Source organism: Psychrobacillus vulpis (assembly GCF_006861825.1).
In the GTDB taxonomy this organism is placed as follows: domain Bacteria; phylum Bacillota; class Bacilli; order Bacillales_A; family Planococcaceae; genus Psychrobacillus; species Psychrobacillus vulpis.
The window spans coordinates 1-18,268 of record NZ_VDGI01000013.1; the positions used below are offsets into that span (position 1 = coordinate 1).

The 18,268-nt window shown below is 34.9% G+C and carries 19 protein-coding genes and 1 pseudogene; 18 read left to right on the top strand and 2 right to left on the bottom strand.

Going from position 1 to position 18,268, the window contains the following annotated elements; genetic code table 11:
• Positions 1 to 299: 299 nt before the first annotated feature.
• Positions 300 to 2,045, bottom strand: a complete 1,746-nt coding sequence (locus FG384_RS12155; RefSeq protein WP_142642876.1) for a methyl-accepting chemotaxis protein — start codon at positions 2,043 to 2,045, stop codon at positions 300 to 302.
• A 1,062-nt stretch (positions 2,046 to 3,107) separates the two neighbouring features.
• On the opposite strand from FG384_RS12155, the gene ltrA reads away from it, so the two are divergent.
• From ltrA to FG384_RS12190, 7 genes are all read left to right on the top strand, one after another.
• A complete protein-coding gene (gene ltrA / locus FG384_RS12160; RefSeq protein ID WP_476748478.1) occupies positions 3,108 to 4,340 on the top strand; it encodes a group II intron reverse transcriptase/maturase in 1,233 nt (410 codons plus the stop codon).
• A gap of 182 nt (positions 4,341 to 4,522) precedes the next feature.
• Complete coding sequence (locus tag FG384_RS12165) at positions 4,523 to 5,185, top strand: DUF4030 domain-containing protein (RefSeq protein WP_142642878.1); 663 nt, start codon at positions 4,523 to 4,525, stop codon at positions 5,183 to 5,185.
• 231 nt (positions 5,186 to 5,416) lie between these two features.
• A complete protein-coding gene (locus FG384_RS12170; protein ID WP_142642879.1) occupies positions 5,417 to 6,193 on the top strand; it encodes a serine hydrolase in 777 nt (258 codons plus the stop codon).
• A gap of 192 nt (positions 6,194 to 6,385) precedes the next feature.
• Positions 6,386 to 6,700 (top strand): hypothetical protein, encoded by a 315-nt coding sequence (locus FG384_RS12175; RefSeq protein ID WP_142642880.1) that lies wholly within the window; start codon positions 6,386 to 6,388, stop codon positions 6,698 to 6,700.
• A gap of 203 nt (positions 6,701 to 6,903) precedes the next feature.
• A complete protein-coding gene (locus FG384_RS12180) occupies positions 6,904 to 7,956 on the top strand; it encodes a hypothetical protein (RefSeq protein WP_142642881.1) in 1,053 nt (350 codons plus the stop codon).
• A 181-nt stretch (positions 7,957 to 8,137) separates the two neighbouring features.
• Positions 8,138 to 8,644: a nucleoside deaminase gene (locus FG384_RS12185; RefSeq protein ID WP_142642882.1), complete on the top strand. Its 507-nt coding sequence runs from the start codon at positions 8,138 to 8,140 to the stop codon at positions 8,642 to 8,644.
• A 140-nt stretch (positions 8,645 to 8,784) separates the two neighbouring features.
• On the top strand, positions 8,785 to 9,606 hold the full coding sequence (locus tag FG384_RS12190; protein WP_166462440.1) for an aminoglycoside adenylyltransferase domain-containing protein: 822 nt from the start codon (positions 8,785 to 8,787) through the stop codon (positions 9,604 to 9,606).
• Between the two features lie 314 nt (positions 9,607 to 9,920).
• Here FG384_RS12190 and FG384_RS12195 read toward each other — a convergent pair whose 3' ends face one another.
• Entirely contained in the window at positions 9,921 to 10,379 is a 459-nt protein-coding gene (locus tag FG384_RS12195; protein ID WP_142642884.1) for an NUDIX domain-containing protein, read from the bottom strand.
• Between the two features lie 211 nt (positions 10,380 to 10,590).
• On the opposite strand from FG384_RS12195, the gene FG384_RS12200 reads away from it, so the two are divergent.
• From FG384_RS12200 to FG384_RS12245, 11 genes and pseudogenes are all read left to right on the top strand, one after another.
• Complete coding sequence (locus FG384_RS12200) at positions 10,591 to 11,844, top strand: Y-family DNA polymerase (protein ID WP_142642885.1); 1,254 nt, start codon at positions 10,591 to 10,593, stop codon at positions 11,842 to 11,844.
• 4 nt (positions 11,845 to 11,848) lie between these two features.
• Positions 11,849 to 12,073, top strand: coding sequence for a hypothetical protein (locus FG384_RS12205; protein WP_142642886.1), 225 nt, complete (start codon positions 11,849 to 11,851; stop codon positions 12,071 to 12,073).
• 260 nt (positions 12,074 to 12,333) lie between these two features.
• Positions 12,334 to 13,094, top strand: a pseudogene (locus tag FG384_RS12210) (glycosyltransferase).
• Between the two features lie 384 nt (positions 13,095 to 13,478).
• Complete coding sequence (locus FG384_RS12215) at positions 13,479 to 13,853, top strand: hypothetical protein (RefSeq protein WP_142642887.1); 375 nt, start codon at positions 13,479 to 13,481, stop codon at positions 13,851 to 13,853.
• A gap of 45 nt (positions 13,854 to 13,898) precedes the next feature.
• Complete coding sequence (locus FG384_RS12220; protein ID WP_142642888.1) at positions 13,899 to 14,300, top strand: DUF6157 family protein; 402 nt, start codon at positions 13,899 to 13,901, stop codon at positions 14,298 to 14,300.
• A gap of 156 nt (positions 14,301 to 14,456) precedes the next feature.
• Positions 14,457 to 14,819: a hypothetical protein gene (locus FG384_RS12225; RefSeq protein WP_142642889.1), complete on the top strand. Its 363-nt coding sequence runs from the start codon at positions 14,457 to 14,459 to the stop codon at positions 14,817 to 14,819.
• 105 nt (positions 14,820 to 14,924) lie between these two features.
• Positions 14,925 to 15,935 (top strand): DUF1835 domain-containing protein, encoded by a 1,011-nt coding sequence (locus tag FG384_RS12230; protein ID WP_142642890.1) that lies wholly within the window; start codon positions 14,925 to 14,927, stop codon positions 15,933 to 15,935.
• Between the two features lie 24 nt (positions 15,936 to 15,959).
• Complete coding sequence (locus FG384_RS12235; protein WP_142642891.1) at positions 15,960 to 16,397, top strand: hypothetical protein; 438 nt, start codon at positions 15,960 to 15,962, stop codon at positions 16,395 to 16,397.
• Positions 16,398 to 16,411: 14 nt separating this feature from the next.
• On the top strand, positions 16,412 to 16,969 hold the full coding sequence (locus FG384_RS12240; RefSeq protein ID WP_142642892.1) for a 2'-5' RNA ligase family protein: 558 nt from the start codon (positions 16,412 to 16,414) through the stop codon (positions 16,967 to 16,969).
• A gap of 402 nt (positions 16,970 to 17,371) precedes the next feature.
• A complete protein-coding gene (locus FG384_RS19835) occupies positions 17,372 to 17,533 on the top strand; it encodes a hypothetical protein (RefSeq protein WP_166462441.1) in 162 nt (53 codons plus the stop codon).
• A gap of 112 nt (positions 17,534 to 17,645) precedes the next feature.
• A complete protein-coding gene (locus FG384_RS12245) occupies positions 17,646 to 18,176 on the top strand; it encodes a D-glycero-alpha-D-manno-heptose-1,7-bisphosphate 7-phosphatase (RefSeq protein WP_142642893.1) in 531 nt (176 codons plus the stop codon).
• Positions 18,177 to 18,268 lie beyond the last annotated feature (92 nt).

Sequence of the window (18,268 nt, forward strand, 5' to 3'; positions counted from 1 at the left end):
GGCTACATTTTGTGAATGGTGACTTGGAGGAGCCGTGTGCGTAAATAGCGCAAGCACGGTTCTGTGAGGGGGGAGTAACACAATCTACCGCAAGGTAGAGAGGTTCTCTTCTACTCGACTAGTTGAATAAGGCTAATTTAATTGATCAAACTTTTTTATAAAAATCTCATACTTAGTTAGAAAGATTAACTCCATTTTGATCAATCTTTTTTCAAAATGGAGTTTTTGCATTTGCTTATAAATAAAGGTTGAAGGAAATTTTTTAATCAATCTTAATTCTAAAGATTATCTTTTCATTCTTAAATAACGTCGGGACTATCTGTATTTTTGACACCTACATCAAACTTTGAAACTGTTTTTTCAAGTTCTTTCACCATTTTATTAAGCCTTAAAACGGCATTAAGGATATCTTGATTGTAGTTTTCTTGTTCAATTGTTCGGTCGGCCACACTTTCTGTTGCCTTTGCAGCCTTATTTGCAAGCATCGTCGTTTCCATTATTCCTGCTGTGATTTCCTCCGAGAATGCTGACATTTCTTCTGAAGTTACAGAGACTTGCTTCGTATGAGATACTACGCCCTGAACAGAATGGAGAATACTTTCAAATGATTTTCCAGCTTCCTCAACAGCTTGTATACCGTCTTCTACATTTCCTGTTACAACATTCATTGTTTGTACTGTTAAATTCGTATCCACATTTATTTTAGAAATCAAATCCGATATGCTATTTGCTGATTTTTCCGATTGCTCAGCTAGCTTTCTTACTTCCTCAGCTACTACAGCAAAGCCCTTTCCAGATTCACCAGCTCTAGCCGCTTCAATCGCAGCATTTAATGCAAGTAGATTCGTTTGTGTAGCAATGTCACGAATGATATTTATAATAAGCGAAACTTCGTTTGATTGATTCTCGAGTTTTTTAATTGCATTTGCCGATAATTGAACAGATTGATGAATAACATTCATTTGATGAATCACTTTTTCAATGCTACTATTTCCGAGCTCTACATTTTGTAAGCTAATCGATGATAATTGAGATACATTTGAAGAAGCTTCAGCAATTTGTTGAATGCCCTCTGACATTTGCTCTAATGTAACAGAGCTTTCCTCCGAGCTTTTATACTGTGCATGCGCTCCTGCCGATACTTCCTGAACGGACGCAGAAATCAGGCTAATTGCTTCACTTGCCTTCTCGCTACTTTTAGCCACTGAATTGGTCGTGTCAATTAACTGCTTGGACCCAACATTAATGCCAAGAATGATATTTTGTAAATCTAATACCATCTGTTGAAATGCTTGTGTTAGAAGTCCAATTTCATCTTTTCGGCCAGTTTCTATCACGACAGTTAAATCACCATTACCAATTTTTCTCACTTGTGATGTTAATTTTCGTATAGGCTTCGTTAAATAATCTGTGAAGAAATAAACAATGCAGATTCCTACTAATAAGACAATCAGTGTAATAGTAATAATTTTCATTTGATTGGTATCCATGGCTTCATAAACTTCTGTGGCATCCAAATCTGCCCCCAATAATCCAATCACATCACCAGCCATATTTTTTATCGGAGCATAAATAGCTAGTACAGCACCATATTCTGCATCATTTGATAACTGAAATTGTACTTTCCCTGTTTCAAATACTTGTCTCATCTTAGGATAGGATTCTGGTGATTCCTCTTGAACACCGATCGTTGAACCCTCACTTGGCGTACTATCTACCATATAGTAGTATTCGTAGTCTTCACCCTTCTTCACACGAGACATCGTATACAAACTAGATACCTCATAAAACTCTTTAACAGAGCCTAGTTCTTTTTGTAATTCTTGATAATACCCTTCCTTTTTAGCATTAATTTCTAAATTTTGATAACCTTTATCATCTATCTTAGAGATTGCATGATCAATCATAGCTAAATTTTGTTGACCAACAGTCTCTTTCACTAGATCTAACGATGAACGATAAACAAAAAAGCTAATCAGAAAACACGAAATAATAAGTAAAATTGAAAAAACCATTAACATTTTAATCTTTAAGCTACTTCTCATTGATGAACTCCCTTTGATTATTTTAATATTCCATTTTCTGCCTTGGGCATATCCCGCAAATATAAGAATATCAGGAGTTATAAATTTTGCAATATTTTCCTAGGTATAATATTGGTATTCTAAAATATTATTTTACTTGTTCATTTATAATAAAGTTTGATTTAAAATCATCTCTCCTCTATAGATTTCTACGAGGTGAGATGATCTTTTTCATTGGATATTTATGTTAATATAACTATAAAGATTGTAAAGAAATGTACTTAAACTAACGGGGCAGGTGTGCGGCCGAGCCTAGGTCGTATCATATAGCGGGTGGGATTCCCGTCGAGAAAGAACTAGCCATTCACTCGTAGCGAGTCTTGGAGGGCTAATGGTAACATTAGCCTTTAAGCGTAGACAGTTAGGTGGCGGGCCGAAAGCCAAATGGTTGAAGGGATTGAGCTCCATAATGTTAGTAAATCGAGAGGGCTGATGCCTTAAGCACAGCAGAAAGCAACANGGATTCCCGTCGAGAAAGAACTAGCCATTCACTCGTAGCGAGTCTTGGAGGGCTAATGGTAACATTAGCCTTTAAGCGTAGACAGTTAGGTGGCGGGCCGAAAGCCAAATGGTTGAAGGGATTGAGCCCCATAATGTTAGTAAATCGAGAGGGTTGATGCCTTACCTGCGGCAGAAAACTACATTTTATTCTTCGTTAAAGGCAAGAAGGATAAAACCTCTCTGGGGTCAGAGACCTTGGCACGTCACACATGGATATGATACGGCAACTCGGGAGACCCTACCGGTCTCTTCTTATAGAAGAGTATGGTGTACAAGCGATAATAAGCAAGGAAACCAAATGCCGTTGTAGGGAGTCGGATAGCAGCGTAGTACCAATGAAGTTGGGTAATGCCGATGGAGGAAAGGCTAGCTACCAGTTATCATCCTTACTAAGGACACATTTACTACACACAGAGGTAGGGATACTAAATGGAAACAAAACTATTAAGGATAGCAGAATTAGCAAAATCTGATCCGAAAATGAAATTTACATCTATTGTACATTTACTAAATAAGCANTTAATGCAATGTCATCTTGAATTACCTAATAAGAAGGCAACTGGGATTAATGGCACAACTAAAGAGCAATACAGTGAAACACTAGAGGAAAATATAGAGGATTTAGTAAGTAGGCTTAAAAGTAAAAGTTATCATCCTGTTCCCGTGAGGAGAATGTATATTCCTAAGCTTAACTCCAACAAGAAAAGACCGTTGGGGATACCGGAACATGAAGATAAGATTGTACAGAAAGGCATTACAAAAATACTAAATGCCATCTATGAAAATGATTTTCTAGACTGCTCTTTTGGGTTCCGCCCAAATCGTAACTGCCACGATGCTTTGAAAATATTAAATCATTATATGGAAAAGAAATCAGTAAATTATATAGTAGATGTAGATATTAAAGGGTTCTTTGACAACGTTGACCACATATGGATGATGGAGTTCTTAAAACTGCGAATTACTGACCCTAACCTACTAAGAATAATTGGCAGGTTTCTAAAAGGTGGATACATGGAGGAAGGAAAGAAATACAAGACAGATAAAGGCACACCGCAAGGTGGAGTTATATCTCCGATACTAGCCAATCTATATCTCCACTATGTCCTGGACCTTTGGTTTGAGGAAAAGGTCAGAAAACAGTGTAAAGGGCAAGCATACATAGTTAGATATGCCGATGATTTTGTGTGTTGCTTCCAATATAAGAGCGAAGCTCAGGAATTCTTTCAATCATTGAAGTTGAGATTACAGAAGTTTAACCTAGAAATAGCAGAGGATAAAACCAAAATTATTCCCTTCGGGAGATTTGCGGAGAAAGATGCAAAACTAAAGGGAAATGGAAAACCTGCCACCTTTGATTTCCTAGGTTTTACACACTATTGTGGAAAGAGTAAATCTGGATACTTTCGTGTGAAACGGAAATCAAGCAGGAAAAAGCTACAAGGAAAACTGAAGGAATCGAAAGAATGGATAAAGAATAACCGAAATAATGATATTCATATGATTATGGATAGATTTAAACGCTCACTTGTAGGTTATTACAACTACTATTGCATCACGGATAACACTCAAAGTGTTCACCACTTTAAAGACAAAATCCAATATTTACTTTTTAAATGGCTCAACAGAAGAAGTCAAAGAAAATCCTTTACTTGGGATAAATTCAATCTCTTTCTTCATAAATATCCGTTACCTTCTCCAAGAGCTAAGGTGAATATATACGACTTAAGAAAAGAGATTAGCTATATTTTGTGAATGATGACTAGGAGGAGCCGTGTGCGTAAATAGCGCAAGCACGGTTCTGTGAGGGGGGTGGAACACAATCTACCGAAAGGTAGAGAGGTTCCCTTCTACTCGACTACCTCAAGTAGAGGACGTTGTGTTTTCATGGCATTTTTTAGGGATACAGGACATACCTTCTTAACGGGAGGGATTATATGTTAAAAAGGATATTGATAATTGCTGGAATACTTATAGTGGGAATAGCATCATTTAGCCTGTTAAATAAATCTTTAGAAGCTGATACTGCTGTTGCAAATAAAGAGGAACAAAAACCTTTATTTACTAAAGAAGAACAACTAAATATATCCACATTGAACACGGTAACTGAAATAATTCATGAGAAATATGAGGAGTTGGAATTTGTTGTAAGTTCGAACTCAGAGATAGAATTGAGGATACAAGTTAAAGAGAATGAAAAATATTTTAATTCAGTAAAAAAGGATCTTGAGTCCATTGCAAAAAGTGTAATTAAATCTTCCACATTAAAAGACTATACAGTTGTTGTAGAGAGACTTGATTTATCTATCATTACTGAAGAACAAAAAAATATAAATAAAGAACTTTTACTTTTAACAAAGACTTTAATGGAAGGTCTTAAAGAAGATTACGAAGTAATTGAAAATATAAATACTGATTCTCTAACATCCATTACCATTCATACATCAATAAAAGGTTTAGATAAAGATGCACATAAGTTAGCAATGGAAATTGAAGAGACAGTAAATGAAATCTTACATTCTAAAGAACTAAATTCAGTATCTCATATTGACTCTTATGAAATTAGAATATTGAATGCCAAAGGGGAAGTAGTAAATTAGTCAACTTATAAGGCTAAATAATATTGGCATCCCTTTTTATTAAGCTAACTGGCCCTTTAGTTAAACAAGATCATCATTTCGATGGTCTATTTTTTTATCCAAAACATCAAGTAGATCTCAGAAATCCATTGTGAAATGTTACACTTAAACTAACGCAGCAGTTTAGTTGAACAAGTACAAGTTTACAGAGAGAATAAGTAAATAGAAAATAGTGTGAAGTGGGGTTCGAAAATGGAGAAAGTTCTCGAAAAACTAAAGGAATTAGAATCAGGTGAAGTGGGAATTATAATTTATTCTCAAGTAAAACAGGATATACTTTTATCATTAAATAAAGGATTATTAGTACCCCTTGCTTCTGCGGCAAAAGTTGCAATTGCCTTTTGTATAGCAAAATTGGTTGAAGAAAGACACTATAAATGGACTGACATTGTTGAAGATGTAATTTTAAATCCAGAAGAGGATAGTAACGAAGTGTATCCTCACTTTCAAAATAGAGAAAACTTGGCACTCCAAGATGCGGTGGAAGTGATGATAGCCTGTCATGATAGCTTTGTTGCAGAGAGAATTGTTCAATTTTGTGGTGGATGGGAAATGATTAACAATAAAATAAAATCATATTTTAATAACATAAATATTACTCAAAATCCAAGAGACTTGGATAACAACGGAGAATTGAGTGAGATGTTAGAACTTTTACGATTAATATATCAAGGATACAAAACTAATCCTAATTTATGGATTCCAGTTATTAATGGTTTAGTTAGGCAACGAGGTGATATAGAAGGTATACCAAGCCATTTCTTAAATCATATGACTGGTGGATTAGATAATGTAGTAGTTGATATTGGAATAATGGGTGAGTTTTCCAAAAATCCATTATTATTTGTTTTGGGTGCAAAGGAGTTACCAAATCGATATAAAGAGAAATTAGCAGATGAAATAATTATCGATGCAATGAAATTACTTTATGATGAGTATTGCAATCAGGAAGTTGAACTTGAAAATTAAAGTCTATCTAATTTAGATAGTGCTTATTAAACTAACGGGGTAGGTTAGTGAAAAAGGAATGAAATTTTTTGGTGTTTTTGTATATAGAATAATAAAGAAATACGTGCCAATATGATATATGAGGAAACAGGAGATATAAAGATGCTTTGGAAAATTTATTTTTGGGCAATGTTAGGTATGTAGATAGCGTCAATGTTTTTAGAAAATGAATACGGTTTGGTAGGATCTGTGATAGGAATTGTGAGTATGATTATTAGTATTATTAGCACAGTGGGATTTTATGGTTATGTATATAATAAACAATTCTTTTCAAAATCTTTTTGGAAAATCATATTTCTAATTACTGTAATAGATTTAATTGTAACTACACTTTATTATGGGTTTGAAGATGCAGCTGAACAGGGAGAATTGATTTTTGCTACGGCTTTCACGTTTATTATAATGTATCCTCTTTTGCTGGGTTTATATAGATATGGATTCCAAAAGAAAAATGACAATTTAGCATAGTGATTTCTCGTTATGGTGAATAGTCAAGGCAATTACGTGAGTTAGAGTTGGAATTTCTTATTAAATTATCGAGGCAAGTTAGTGAAAAACTTAAAAATATTCTATCAGCATTCATGTCCTATACGATAAATCTCCGTAAGAATATATTAATATAGGTAAAAGCTAATCTTTTACTTAAAATATGTTTTTAAAAGGGTGATAAAATGCATAATCAAAAAGATCATAACAGGTGCTTCGAGTGCGACTATCTCTATATTGGTGACGGCTTTGACAACACCGTGAAGACTTTCGACGTAGAAACGGGACGGTTCCTCGGTAGTTTTGTCGCGTCAGGCAACAACGGCTTGAATGGTCCGCGGGGACTTATCTTCGACCATGAAGGCAATCTACTTGTCACAAACCAGAAAGTCGATGAGGGATCCGGCAACGTTTTGAAGTACAATGGTCAAACAGGGGAGTTTCTGGGTGAAATTGTTAAATCCGATGCAACTGGCGCCCCGTTCGCTCCACGCGGCATCGTCCTCTCGAAACACAATATCCTGTTTGTGGCTGACCTAGTGATTGAAGAAAACGGTCAGCATGGGGAAGTTCGGATGTATAAGTATAATGGCAATACCGCGACGTTTATGAGGAACCTTGCCCATCCACCCAGTGGGGAATTCTTTCCTCGCAGTGTAGTCATAGGGCCGGATGGCTATCTGTATGTGTCCGTCCGTAACAATCCTAATACTGCGGAAGGTCAGCTTGGTGGATACGTAGTACGCTATAACTCGAAAACAGGGGCGTTCGGTGGAGTGTTCATTCACCCCTTTAACGACCTCAATCGTCCTGAAGGTTTGGTATTTGGTCCTGACGGCAACCTCTATATCACTAGCTTCAGAAGGGACGCGAGTGACACGGATAAAATTCTAATCTTTGACGGCCGCAAGGGCAAGTTACTCGACAAAATTGATCTCGATGTCGTCGGACAGCCACGCGCCTTTGCGCAGGCAATCTTGTTCGGACCTGACGGAAAACTGTTTGTCCCCATTAATGGCCCGTCTGACCCTGATACGGGGGCTCCTGCGGGACCATACACTGGTTCGGTACGCCGCTACAACGTCTATCACAAGACATATGATCTGTTCGTGCCTCCTGCTATGTCGGGAGGACCATTAGGAATGCCGTGGTATCTGACGTTTGGCAATACGAACCCAGCAACACTAGCTTATCAGTCTGACCGGGAAGAAAGCAGCAACCATCATCCTCCACATTAAACCTCATGATGAATGTAGTGACGAGAGCAGTAGTTAACTATGATTTGTTAAACGATATCTATATTTAGCTAAAGGGTGTATTAGTAAAAGATCAATGAGCTGCTTAGACGGCTCTTTTTTAAGGGGGGGTGTAGTTGAACAAGAATATTACACAAATCCAATATTTGAGGTAGGGGAAATGATGAGTATTGATAAAGATAGACTTTTTTTAGAAATGGCATTGGAAGAGGCAGAGCAAGCATTAAAGGAAAATACATACCCAGTAGGGGCAGTAATTGTTGATGAAAACTTTAACTTGATTTCAAGAGGACGAAATAGAGTACATCCAGCAAAAGATGCAACTGCCCACGCGGAAATTGATGCTATAAGAAATGCGGGTCAAGCAATATTTAACGCAAAAATAAAAAGAGAAAAATTCACAATATACACTTCATTAGAGCCTTGTCCTATGTGTACGGGTGGGATTTTATTTGCAAATATCAAAAGAGTAGTTTGGCTTCTAAATGACGACTTAGGATTTGGTGGTTATAGAAAAATAAAAGATTCTAAGGTCTTCGATGAAAGGTTTAATGTAGTAGAAATGATTGAACAACCATATGAAGACCTAAAGAATAGGCAAAAAGAGCTTATGAGTAAATGGGCAATTAATCCGAATAATGTTATAAACTTACGAAATGCAATAAAATAGAATTTACTTATTCAACTACCATGAAAATAAAAAAAGCTCGAAATAATATAAAGTTGGTTTGAAAACAAAAGCATCCTCCTTCTAGTTAGAATGAAGGCAAGGATGGTGCAACCATGAGTCTAAAGAAAAGGAGTAATTTTATGGATTCAAAAATTCCCATACCAGTCCAAAACATTTTAAGTGAATATATTTCCTTATTTCAAGAACAAATTCCCAATACACTTGAGGGATTATATTTACATGGTTCAATTGCCCTTAACGCTTATATTAATGGCTCTAGCGATATTGATTTCATTACAATTGTAAACCGTCATTTAACTGAAGAAGAGGTTAAAATATTATCTAATATTCATCGAGAATTAAAGAATAAATTTAAAAAAACAGGAATGGACGGATGCTACCTTCTTTGGGAAGATATAGGTAAGAAACAGACTGAAACAAAAAAATGTTTATACGTAAACGAAGGTAAGATAGGTTGGAGTAATCACGGTATCAATCCGACTACTTGGTGGATTCTGAGAGACAAAGGGATCAGCATTATTGGTCCTGAGATAACTTCATTCCACTTTGATGTTGATGAAAGTGCTTTGGCTGATTACGTACTAACCAATATGAACACCTATTGGTTGAATCGAATGAATACAATTGCAAGATTCAAAAGATTAGTGCCTCTATTACCAAACAAACTTGTGGATCAGGAAGTTCAATGGTCTATTACTGGAATGTTACGGCAATTCTATACGCTTAGAGAACATGAAATCATTTCAAAAGTAGATGCGGGCAAAAATGCAATAAATTATATGCCAGAAAGATGGCATAATATCATCAAAGAAGCCGTAAGTATTCGAGAAGGATTAAACATACGTTACTGTAAATCTAAAAAACAACGGATTAATGACACAATACAATGTATGAACTACATACTTGATTATTGTAATAATATGAATATAAATAAGGTCTAAAAGAGAACAGAGAGAAGTAATTTAATTTAGAAGATGCTAATTATTGTTCAAATGACTGATTTTTTTAAACAGGTTTATTAAAATAACGGGGGCTTTAGTGATCCTTAGTTCAATCAAGCGGGTGAGGGAGGCGTATAGGCAGAGCCAGGTATAAACGATGAACAAACTCTATTTGATTTGTCAGTCTATCTACAGCGTTTATAGCCCTACTGGAGAAAAAAGATGCGAAAACAGCTGATTCTGTTCTCCCATCCTTTTAATATAGTTCACTGAATACAAAAAGGTTGATTAGTTTTGGGTCCTTTTTCAAGGATTTAATTAATATCACCTACATAAGTTGAAGCTCTACCACTTTCAAAATAAGAAATTAAATGGGTTCTTAGCGCTTGCGGAAATAATTTATATTTTAACAACTCGTTAATTGGTAGCCATTCTGTTCCTATTTGACCCTTTTCTGGACTGATTCCATTATTAAATATATCTTGATTAACATTACATAAAAACATAAATTCAGTTTGATGTGCATGAGAATGGTATGCAGCTAATTCATGGTTCTTTCCAATATATTCACGTACAAATATCAATTCGCCAATTTCCACTTTTGCTCCTAACTCCTCCAAGCATTCCCTTTCTAATGCTTGATGCAGATTTTCACCATGTTTTTGACCACCGCCCGGCAGAATATAATATGTTCCACCGTTTTCATGAATCTTTACGGTCAATATTTTCCCTTCTTTTATTATTACTGCTTTAGCTGAATTTCTTATTTCCATTTTAGATACTCTCCTGTCAACATTCATCAATATCATTTGCTGTCTTAATATCTATTTCTACAATTTAGCTAAAATACCCTGTTATTCCATAAAAATTCACATTTTTTAATCTTGAGTGTTACAAAATGAAAACAATTATTTACCATTGAATAAGAATGTGCGTTCGGAATATAATAAGAACAAATGTTCCTTTCGAGAGGAGTAAATAATAATGTATGAAGGACTCGAAAATCGAGAAATTATATGTATTGATATGCGAAGCTTTTTTGCAAGCTGTGCGGCGGCAGATGCTGGGCTTGATGTGATGAATACACCGATTGCGGTTATTGGAAACTTGGAGCAGAAAGGAAGTATTGTTCTTGCTGCTTCTCCAAGAATGAAAAAGGAATTTGGGGTGAAAACAGGAACACGGCTATTTGAAATACCGGATCATCCTTCAATTCATTTGATTGAACCAAAGATGGAGTTTTTTGTTCGCGTTTCTATTGAAATAACGCGCTTCTTAAATCAGTTTGTTCCAAGCGAGGCCATTCATGTGTATAGTGTCGACGAGTGCTTTGCTGATTTAGGAGGAACTGAAAAGCTTTGGGGACCAGTAGAACATACGATTAAGCGAATACGAGATGGCGTGTATAATCAGTTTCAATTGCCATGTGCGGTAGGGATGGGCCCAAATATGCTAATGGCAAAGCTTGCGCTAGATTTGGAAGGGAAAAAAACAGGTTTTGCGAAATGGACATACGAAGATGTGCCAAAAAAATTATGGCCTGTCACTCCGCTAAGTAATATGTGGGGGATTGGCTATCGGCTCGAAAAAACATTAAATAATATGGGGATTATCAGTGTAGGGCAGCTAGCGCATACACCACTCGAACTGTTAGAGGAGAAGTTTGGTGTCATGGGAAACCAGTTATATCATCACGCGTGGGGTGTAGATCTGTCCAAACTTGGAGCACCGATTGTAGATGGACAAATCAGTTATGGAAAAGGTCAAGTATTGTTTCGTGATTATCGTTCAAAGGAAGAAGTAATGGCAGTTGTGCTCGAGATGTGTGAAGACGTAGCAAGACGTGCAAGAGAAGCGGATATGGCAGGGAGAACGATTCATCTCGCTGTTGGGTACAGCAAAGAAGCATTTGGTGGAGGGTTCAATCGTTCGCGCTCCATTGAGGAAGCAACCAATGCCACGATGAAAATATATAAAGTATGTGAACGTATATTCGATGAATTTTATGATCATCGTCCCGTTCGCAGATTATCGATTTCATTGACGAATCTAGAACCCGAGCATTCTATGCAGCTCAGCCTATTTGAAGAAAATAAATGGAAAGAACGAAAACTAGGAAAAACAATGGATTACCTCCGAAGTAAATATGGATCCACTGCCATATTGCGTGCAGTATCTTACACTGAAGCAGGAACTGCAAGATCTCGTGCTAGTCTACTTGGAGGGCATAAAAAATGATGGAATGACCTGTTTAAAAGTCTGTAAAGGAGAATGGAAGAAGAAAAATAAATCATTTCTCTTCTTCCACCTAGAACTAAACGATGTTGATTTAGAGGAATTCAAACGCGGAAATGATAAATTTTACACATTGAAGAATGGAATTAAAGCAGTCCCACAATTACTAATTGTTGTAGATGGAGAAGGATGGGTTCGTAGTGATGATGAATTAAAAGTACCACTGGACTAACTACAATTGTAATTGAGTCTGAAGAATTAACCCCTTCTAATTTTATGCCAATTAAAGATCATAAATAAAAAAATCTTGTTCAACTAAAGCAGTCAATAGTTTGTCAATATTTTTTATAAAATCTCTTATTCAACCAAAGAAGCAGGTTAGTTTAATATAGTATTATAATGGTTTTAATGTTACAATTAATGAAAAATAATCCAATTCATTTAAGAGAGTATTAGTTACTCAAATCGTTTCATTAAAGGGAGAGATACTATATGAAAGTAAAGGAGAACTCTTCAAAAGATAAGTATCAAGAGGATATAAAATTTTCAATTATTATTCCTGCGCATAATGAAGAAAAGTATTTAGGAAAATGCTTAGACTCGATTTCAGCAGCATCTAAATTATATGAAAATCAGGTAGAAGTCATTGTCGTGTTAAATCGATGTACAGACAGAACAGAGGAAATTGCAAAAACATACAAATGTATCACGATAAAGAATAGCGATAAAAACCTTTCTAAGATTAGAAACGCAGGTGTTGATATTGCGAGAGGTGAAATAATCGTTACAATTGACGCTGACACCCAGATGAAAGATCATATGTTGTCTACAGTAGATAAGTACTTAACAACTAAAAAGTACATCGGTGGTGGAGTTACAGGGAAATTTGAAAGAATGTCTGTAGGAATATTTGTTACTACCTTATTACTAATAGGCCGCTACTCTTTAAATATGGTGCTATATCTGTAGGAATCTTTTGGTGCTACAAGAAGGATTTTAACTCGATTAATGGATTTAATGAAGAAATGGTTATGGCAGAAGACGCTGATTTCGCTAAGCGATTAAAAGAGTGGGGAAAGAAAAATGGAAAAAAATACGGGACGATCCAAAATGCGATGATTACTTCATGCAGAAAGTTTGATAAACATGGAGATTGGGTTTTACTTAAACGTCCGAAAATGATTTTAGCTTATCTCAAAGGAACAGATCAGAAATATGCGGATGAAGCATATTATGAAAATCAGGATAGATAACAGTAATTAAAGAGAAAATGTAAACTCTCGTTACAAACTACCATTTCTTTGCTTGATTGGATTGATTGATTAACCATAAATGCGCTCTTGTTGTAATACCTGCATTTACGTGCAATCCATCCACATATAATTTTTGTGAGGATTGAATCATTGCGTGCAGTATCTTGCACAGAAGCAAGAATTGCAAGAGCTCGGCTTGGCTGCTTCGAGGATTTTAAAAATGATGGAATGACCGAACGTCTACATTCGTTTGGTCTTTTTTATATTCAATTTACCTATTTAAGAAGGATTTTCCAATTATAAAACAGAATCTTGTATGGGGAGGGAGTAAATGAAAAGGAACTATTTGTATGCCATGAATGGATTGTATGTATTGTTGGCTGTATGGATATTTTCAGAGCCACAAAATATGAATTTATAGATAGTACAGTAAGCTTTGTATTAGGAGCAGTAGCAATAGGAATCACCGGAAGTATTTATACACTCCTCCACGATGAAAATAAAGTGAAGAGAATCTTCAAACGATTAATGATTGTTTACGTAGTTAGTCTAATGATTTTTACTGCAGCATTCTATAGCTGTTTACCTACTTATACTTATAAAGAAGCTGGGGCAAAGATTGAAAATGAAACAGGGGAAAAAAAGATTGAAACGAAAGAAATTAAAAGATCAATCGGTCATTATATAATTTATACAAAAGATGGAATTTACCTATTAAATCCTAATACTGGGGAGTTTGTAAAGAGAGCGGATGAATGAGTAAACAGGTAATATGTATGCTTAATAAAAAATGGGGGAAATAAAATGTGCTATACGAATACTTTCATCATAATTTCAGAGGATTCTACGGCTACTTCTGCAATTGTACCTGTTCCTAAAAACGATAAGCCTACAATTGCTTCGATTGAACATGATTTAATCTTTAACAATCCTTATGTATACACACAAGAGGATGTTCAATTTCAAACGTATTTAACGAAGAAAAATATTGAGTCCAATGAGTTAGAAGAGTTACGTAACGAATTTTTCTCAAAGCCTAAGGCATGCTTTCGAGCGTCACCATTAGTGAAAAAATATGGATGGGGAATTCATTATGATGAGACAGGGAAGATAGCCATTTATGATGTGAAGAATAAATCCTATCATCAATTTCTTCAGGTTGATAATATCACTATTTTAAAAGGGATGCGTTCTAAAAGAAAATAAGGAAGGGGGATATGATTATTAAATGAACATATAAAGGGTTAAGTATTCTTTCAGTTTTATTAGTAATTGTAGGGTTAATCCTAATGTTTTCAAGTATTCAACAAACGGATTCTTAACTTGAAAAGCAATACTTCAATTCAAAATGGGGGAATGATGGTGAAGAAAAAACTTTCAATAAAAATTAAAAAACTCTTATCGTATCTTTTCATTATGACTATTCTTTGCTGCTTGTCCTATATTCTTGTATATCAAGCTTCTTTTTTGCCAAATGGTTATGAGATTGTGAAAAAACAAAATGATGGGTTAACAATTAAATCATTTAATTTGATCGGGAAAGAAAAAAGTATTCATACCATATTATTCAGAGAAGAAGAGACATGGAGAGTAGATGATATTACATATCAAGTGAAAAGACACAAAGAATCTTTGTGGCTACTTTTTTCAACTGTCAGTATATCGTCCACTTTGATTGTTATGCATATACGGAACGGAGTAAAAATATGGAGGGCAATTTTTTAAAGCAATCTTATCTTTGCAATATTGTTACCTCTCGTACCTTTAATGAGTGCAAGGGAAATAATTCAAAAGTGGATTTCATGATTAAACGAAAGGTGAGTCATTTTAATGATACATAAAATCAAAAAAATCGTAGAGCAATTGTCGGATCAAGAGGCAAAATCGCTGTTATTACAGCATTTTTTACGAATTCAGATGCTTGAGGAAACAAACTATTCTGAAGACAAGTTTATAGAAGGAATGAAAAAAGAGTACGAGGAATTGCTGAAGTATGCTTCTGAATCGAAGCGTCAGCCATATCATAAAGTACATATCATGTTCGGAGATTCGCCTGCAGGGAGCTTAAGAATTACGCTGCCAAAAGATGAAAAGGTGATAGCATTTTCTGACCAATTTTCCATTGGACCAGTAAATCAGCTGCATACCGAAAAAGGACTTGAACAACGAAAAAAATGGTTATTTTTACATATTAACTTAGACGAACAATACACACATACCTATATAGAAGAATTTCAGCAAACAATAGCAGAAATAAAGAATATATCAGAGCTTGTACCAATTTACATTTGGACTGCAAACAATGCACATGAACAAACCGCTGTTCGATTTGTCATTCATGCACTTAAAGACATGCGAAATAACATCCGGATTATTAATATTAGTCAAAATCATTGGTCCACTGAAGCGGAGGAATACTTCCCACTGAACACAGGTGAAGTAACCCACGAAAATCTAAAAGTTGTTTATGAAGCGAATAAAAACATTCAACCATTAACTGTCCAAGTCCGCAACAAATATGCAGAGGAATGGAGAAACCTGGCGGTAACAAAAGAGGTGCTACGAATTTGGGAGAATGACCAAATCAAAAGTGTCCCGGAAAATTACTTCGATGCATATATTACCGACAGAGCTCGTCATTTACATAATAAACAAACAAATCCAGATTTCATGAAATCAGCACGCCTGATTGGAGAGGTAATAGGACATCTCAACCAATATATAGGTGACGAGTTCATAGAATATCGAGTAAGGAAACTAATTTTAAATGGTGTTTTTGAAATAGAAGGTGTTCCAAAAGCAATGCGATTCTATAGTGTGAAATTGAAAAAGAGAAGTTAATTCTACAAATTGAGGAGGATATAGTTGAGGAGAATATTCACGTTATTATGTACATTAATACTTCTAACTGCTTGTGCGGAAATAACGCACAATGAGTATACATTTAATGGAGAAAGTGAACATTGGGAAGCGGAATATTCCTATAAAGGAACAGAAACATGGGGAGAAGATGACGGAACAAAAACTTATTCGAATGAGGATAGTTATGAATTTGTCTTAAAATACAAAGGTTCTTTAGAAGACCTATCATCAATACAAAAATTGGAATACTGTTATCGAACAAATAGTAATGGTGGTCAAAGAACGGAGGAGTTCACTGAACCTCCTACAACTTTAATATTCACATCTAGAGGGGCTTCTAAAGGTGGAGCAAAAGTAAGTGAAGATGAGGTTATACAAGTAAATATAAAATGGGATGATCTTGAAGAATCGATTCTACTGAATAATAAAGGGAAGAATTAGAAGGAGTTTAAAGTATGTATGCGTTAATTGCAATATTGGATGAAAAGACAGAACTAATAATTAAAGATATATGGAAAGAGTTATATGAAAAGTCAATTTCGATTTATGCATATGAAGTAGAAAATAGAATACCACATATTACTTTAGCCAGTTATAACGATCTAAACAAAGCTGAGTATGTAAAACAAATGGATGAATTTTATGAAGATAAGTCAGCAATTGATATAACGTTTCATTCCATTGGCTCATTTTTGAATTCGGGGGCTTTATTTTTCTCACCAACTGTGACAATAGAGTTAATGGAATTTCATTCGAATCATCATCGATATTTTGAAAGGTTTAATGATAATCCTAATTCATTATATTTGCCTAATAATTGGATACCACATTGTACTCTTGCTAATCGGTTGTCTCCCGAAAAATTATCAGAGGCATTTAATTACTGTTCCAAAAGAAACAGCACTATACAAGGAAAGATTAAAGAAGTTGCGTTAATCGATGTTACCAATAAAAATAAAGCCCCGATAGTTTATTCAAAAGAATTAAATGAAAAAAATACTACAAAAGTGTAAATAGAAAGCATCATAGTAGCATTCGTACTATATTGTTTGCTTGGAAAAGGGGAAAATTATGTCGATATTACAAAGTATCATCATTATATCAACTATAGCTTTAATTATTAACGGGATTTTATCGACTATTTTTAAAAACAAGGAAAAGTTAGATAAAGGTGTTGTATTTACATATTATAGATTAAGTTTTAGAAGAAGGATGATTCGCACCTTATGGATGTTTCCCATATTACTTATTGGACTTATTATTATATATCGTTATACTGATCTAACTTTAAATGAGAATCTAACGATAATTATATCCTCTTTAATTCTTTTCCTATTACAACTGACTTATAACTATACAAGATGGAAAAAAAGGAAGAAGGATTCTTTAAGATTAAATAGAATGAGGGAATGGAATTGAAAAAGAAGTTTTTATTAATATATTCTATGGTCATTACATTTTTCATAGTAGTTGTTCCAAATGTACTTGCTAGCTCACCGTTTGTTATTGGTGAAGAAAAAGCAGGATATCAACATGCAAATTGTAAAAGGAATAATATCAGCATTAAAACTAATTAATTAAAATTCCGACGATACATATTTTTTTTGAAGCATCTTTCTTATCTAAAAGGGGCAATTTAAAAGGAGAGTACTATCTATCTTTTCAATCTTTTAAAAAGGCGTGATATATATGAAAAAGGCTGTATTTTTGGATCGTGACGGAGTAATAAATGAAGTGTTAACGGACCGAGTTAAATTTGTGAATAAGCCACATGAGCTATACTTCTTACCAGGTGTTCCAGAAGCAATAAAAAAATTGAACTCTTTTTTTGATTACATCTTTGTCGTCACCAATCAAGGTGGTGTAGGATTGGGATTTATGAAAGAATCTCAGCTCCAAAAAATACATGACCATATGATTAAGGAATTAAAGAAAGATGGGGCAACAATTCATGAAGCGACTTATTGTCCTCATAAGCCAAAAGCCGGCTGTGACTGTCGCAAGCCAAATAGTAAATTAATTGTAGATCTAGGAAAAAAATATGATATTGATTTATCCCAATCCTACATGGTGGGAGATACCGATACAGACATAATCGCCGGGAAAAATGCAGGTACAAAAGGAGTATTTTTGGGGAAGAGTGATCCGCTTGCAGATGCTGTTTTTCCTGACTTAATAACAGCTGTGGATTGGATTATTGAGGATCTAACAGCAAAGTAAGAAGGACTTATCTTTTGGTATAATATATTGGCTGAAGTAGACACTAATAAAGGTTATCTTGTGTTGAAATGAAAATCTAATAAAAGAAAAAA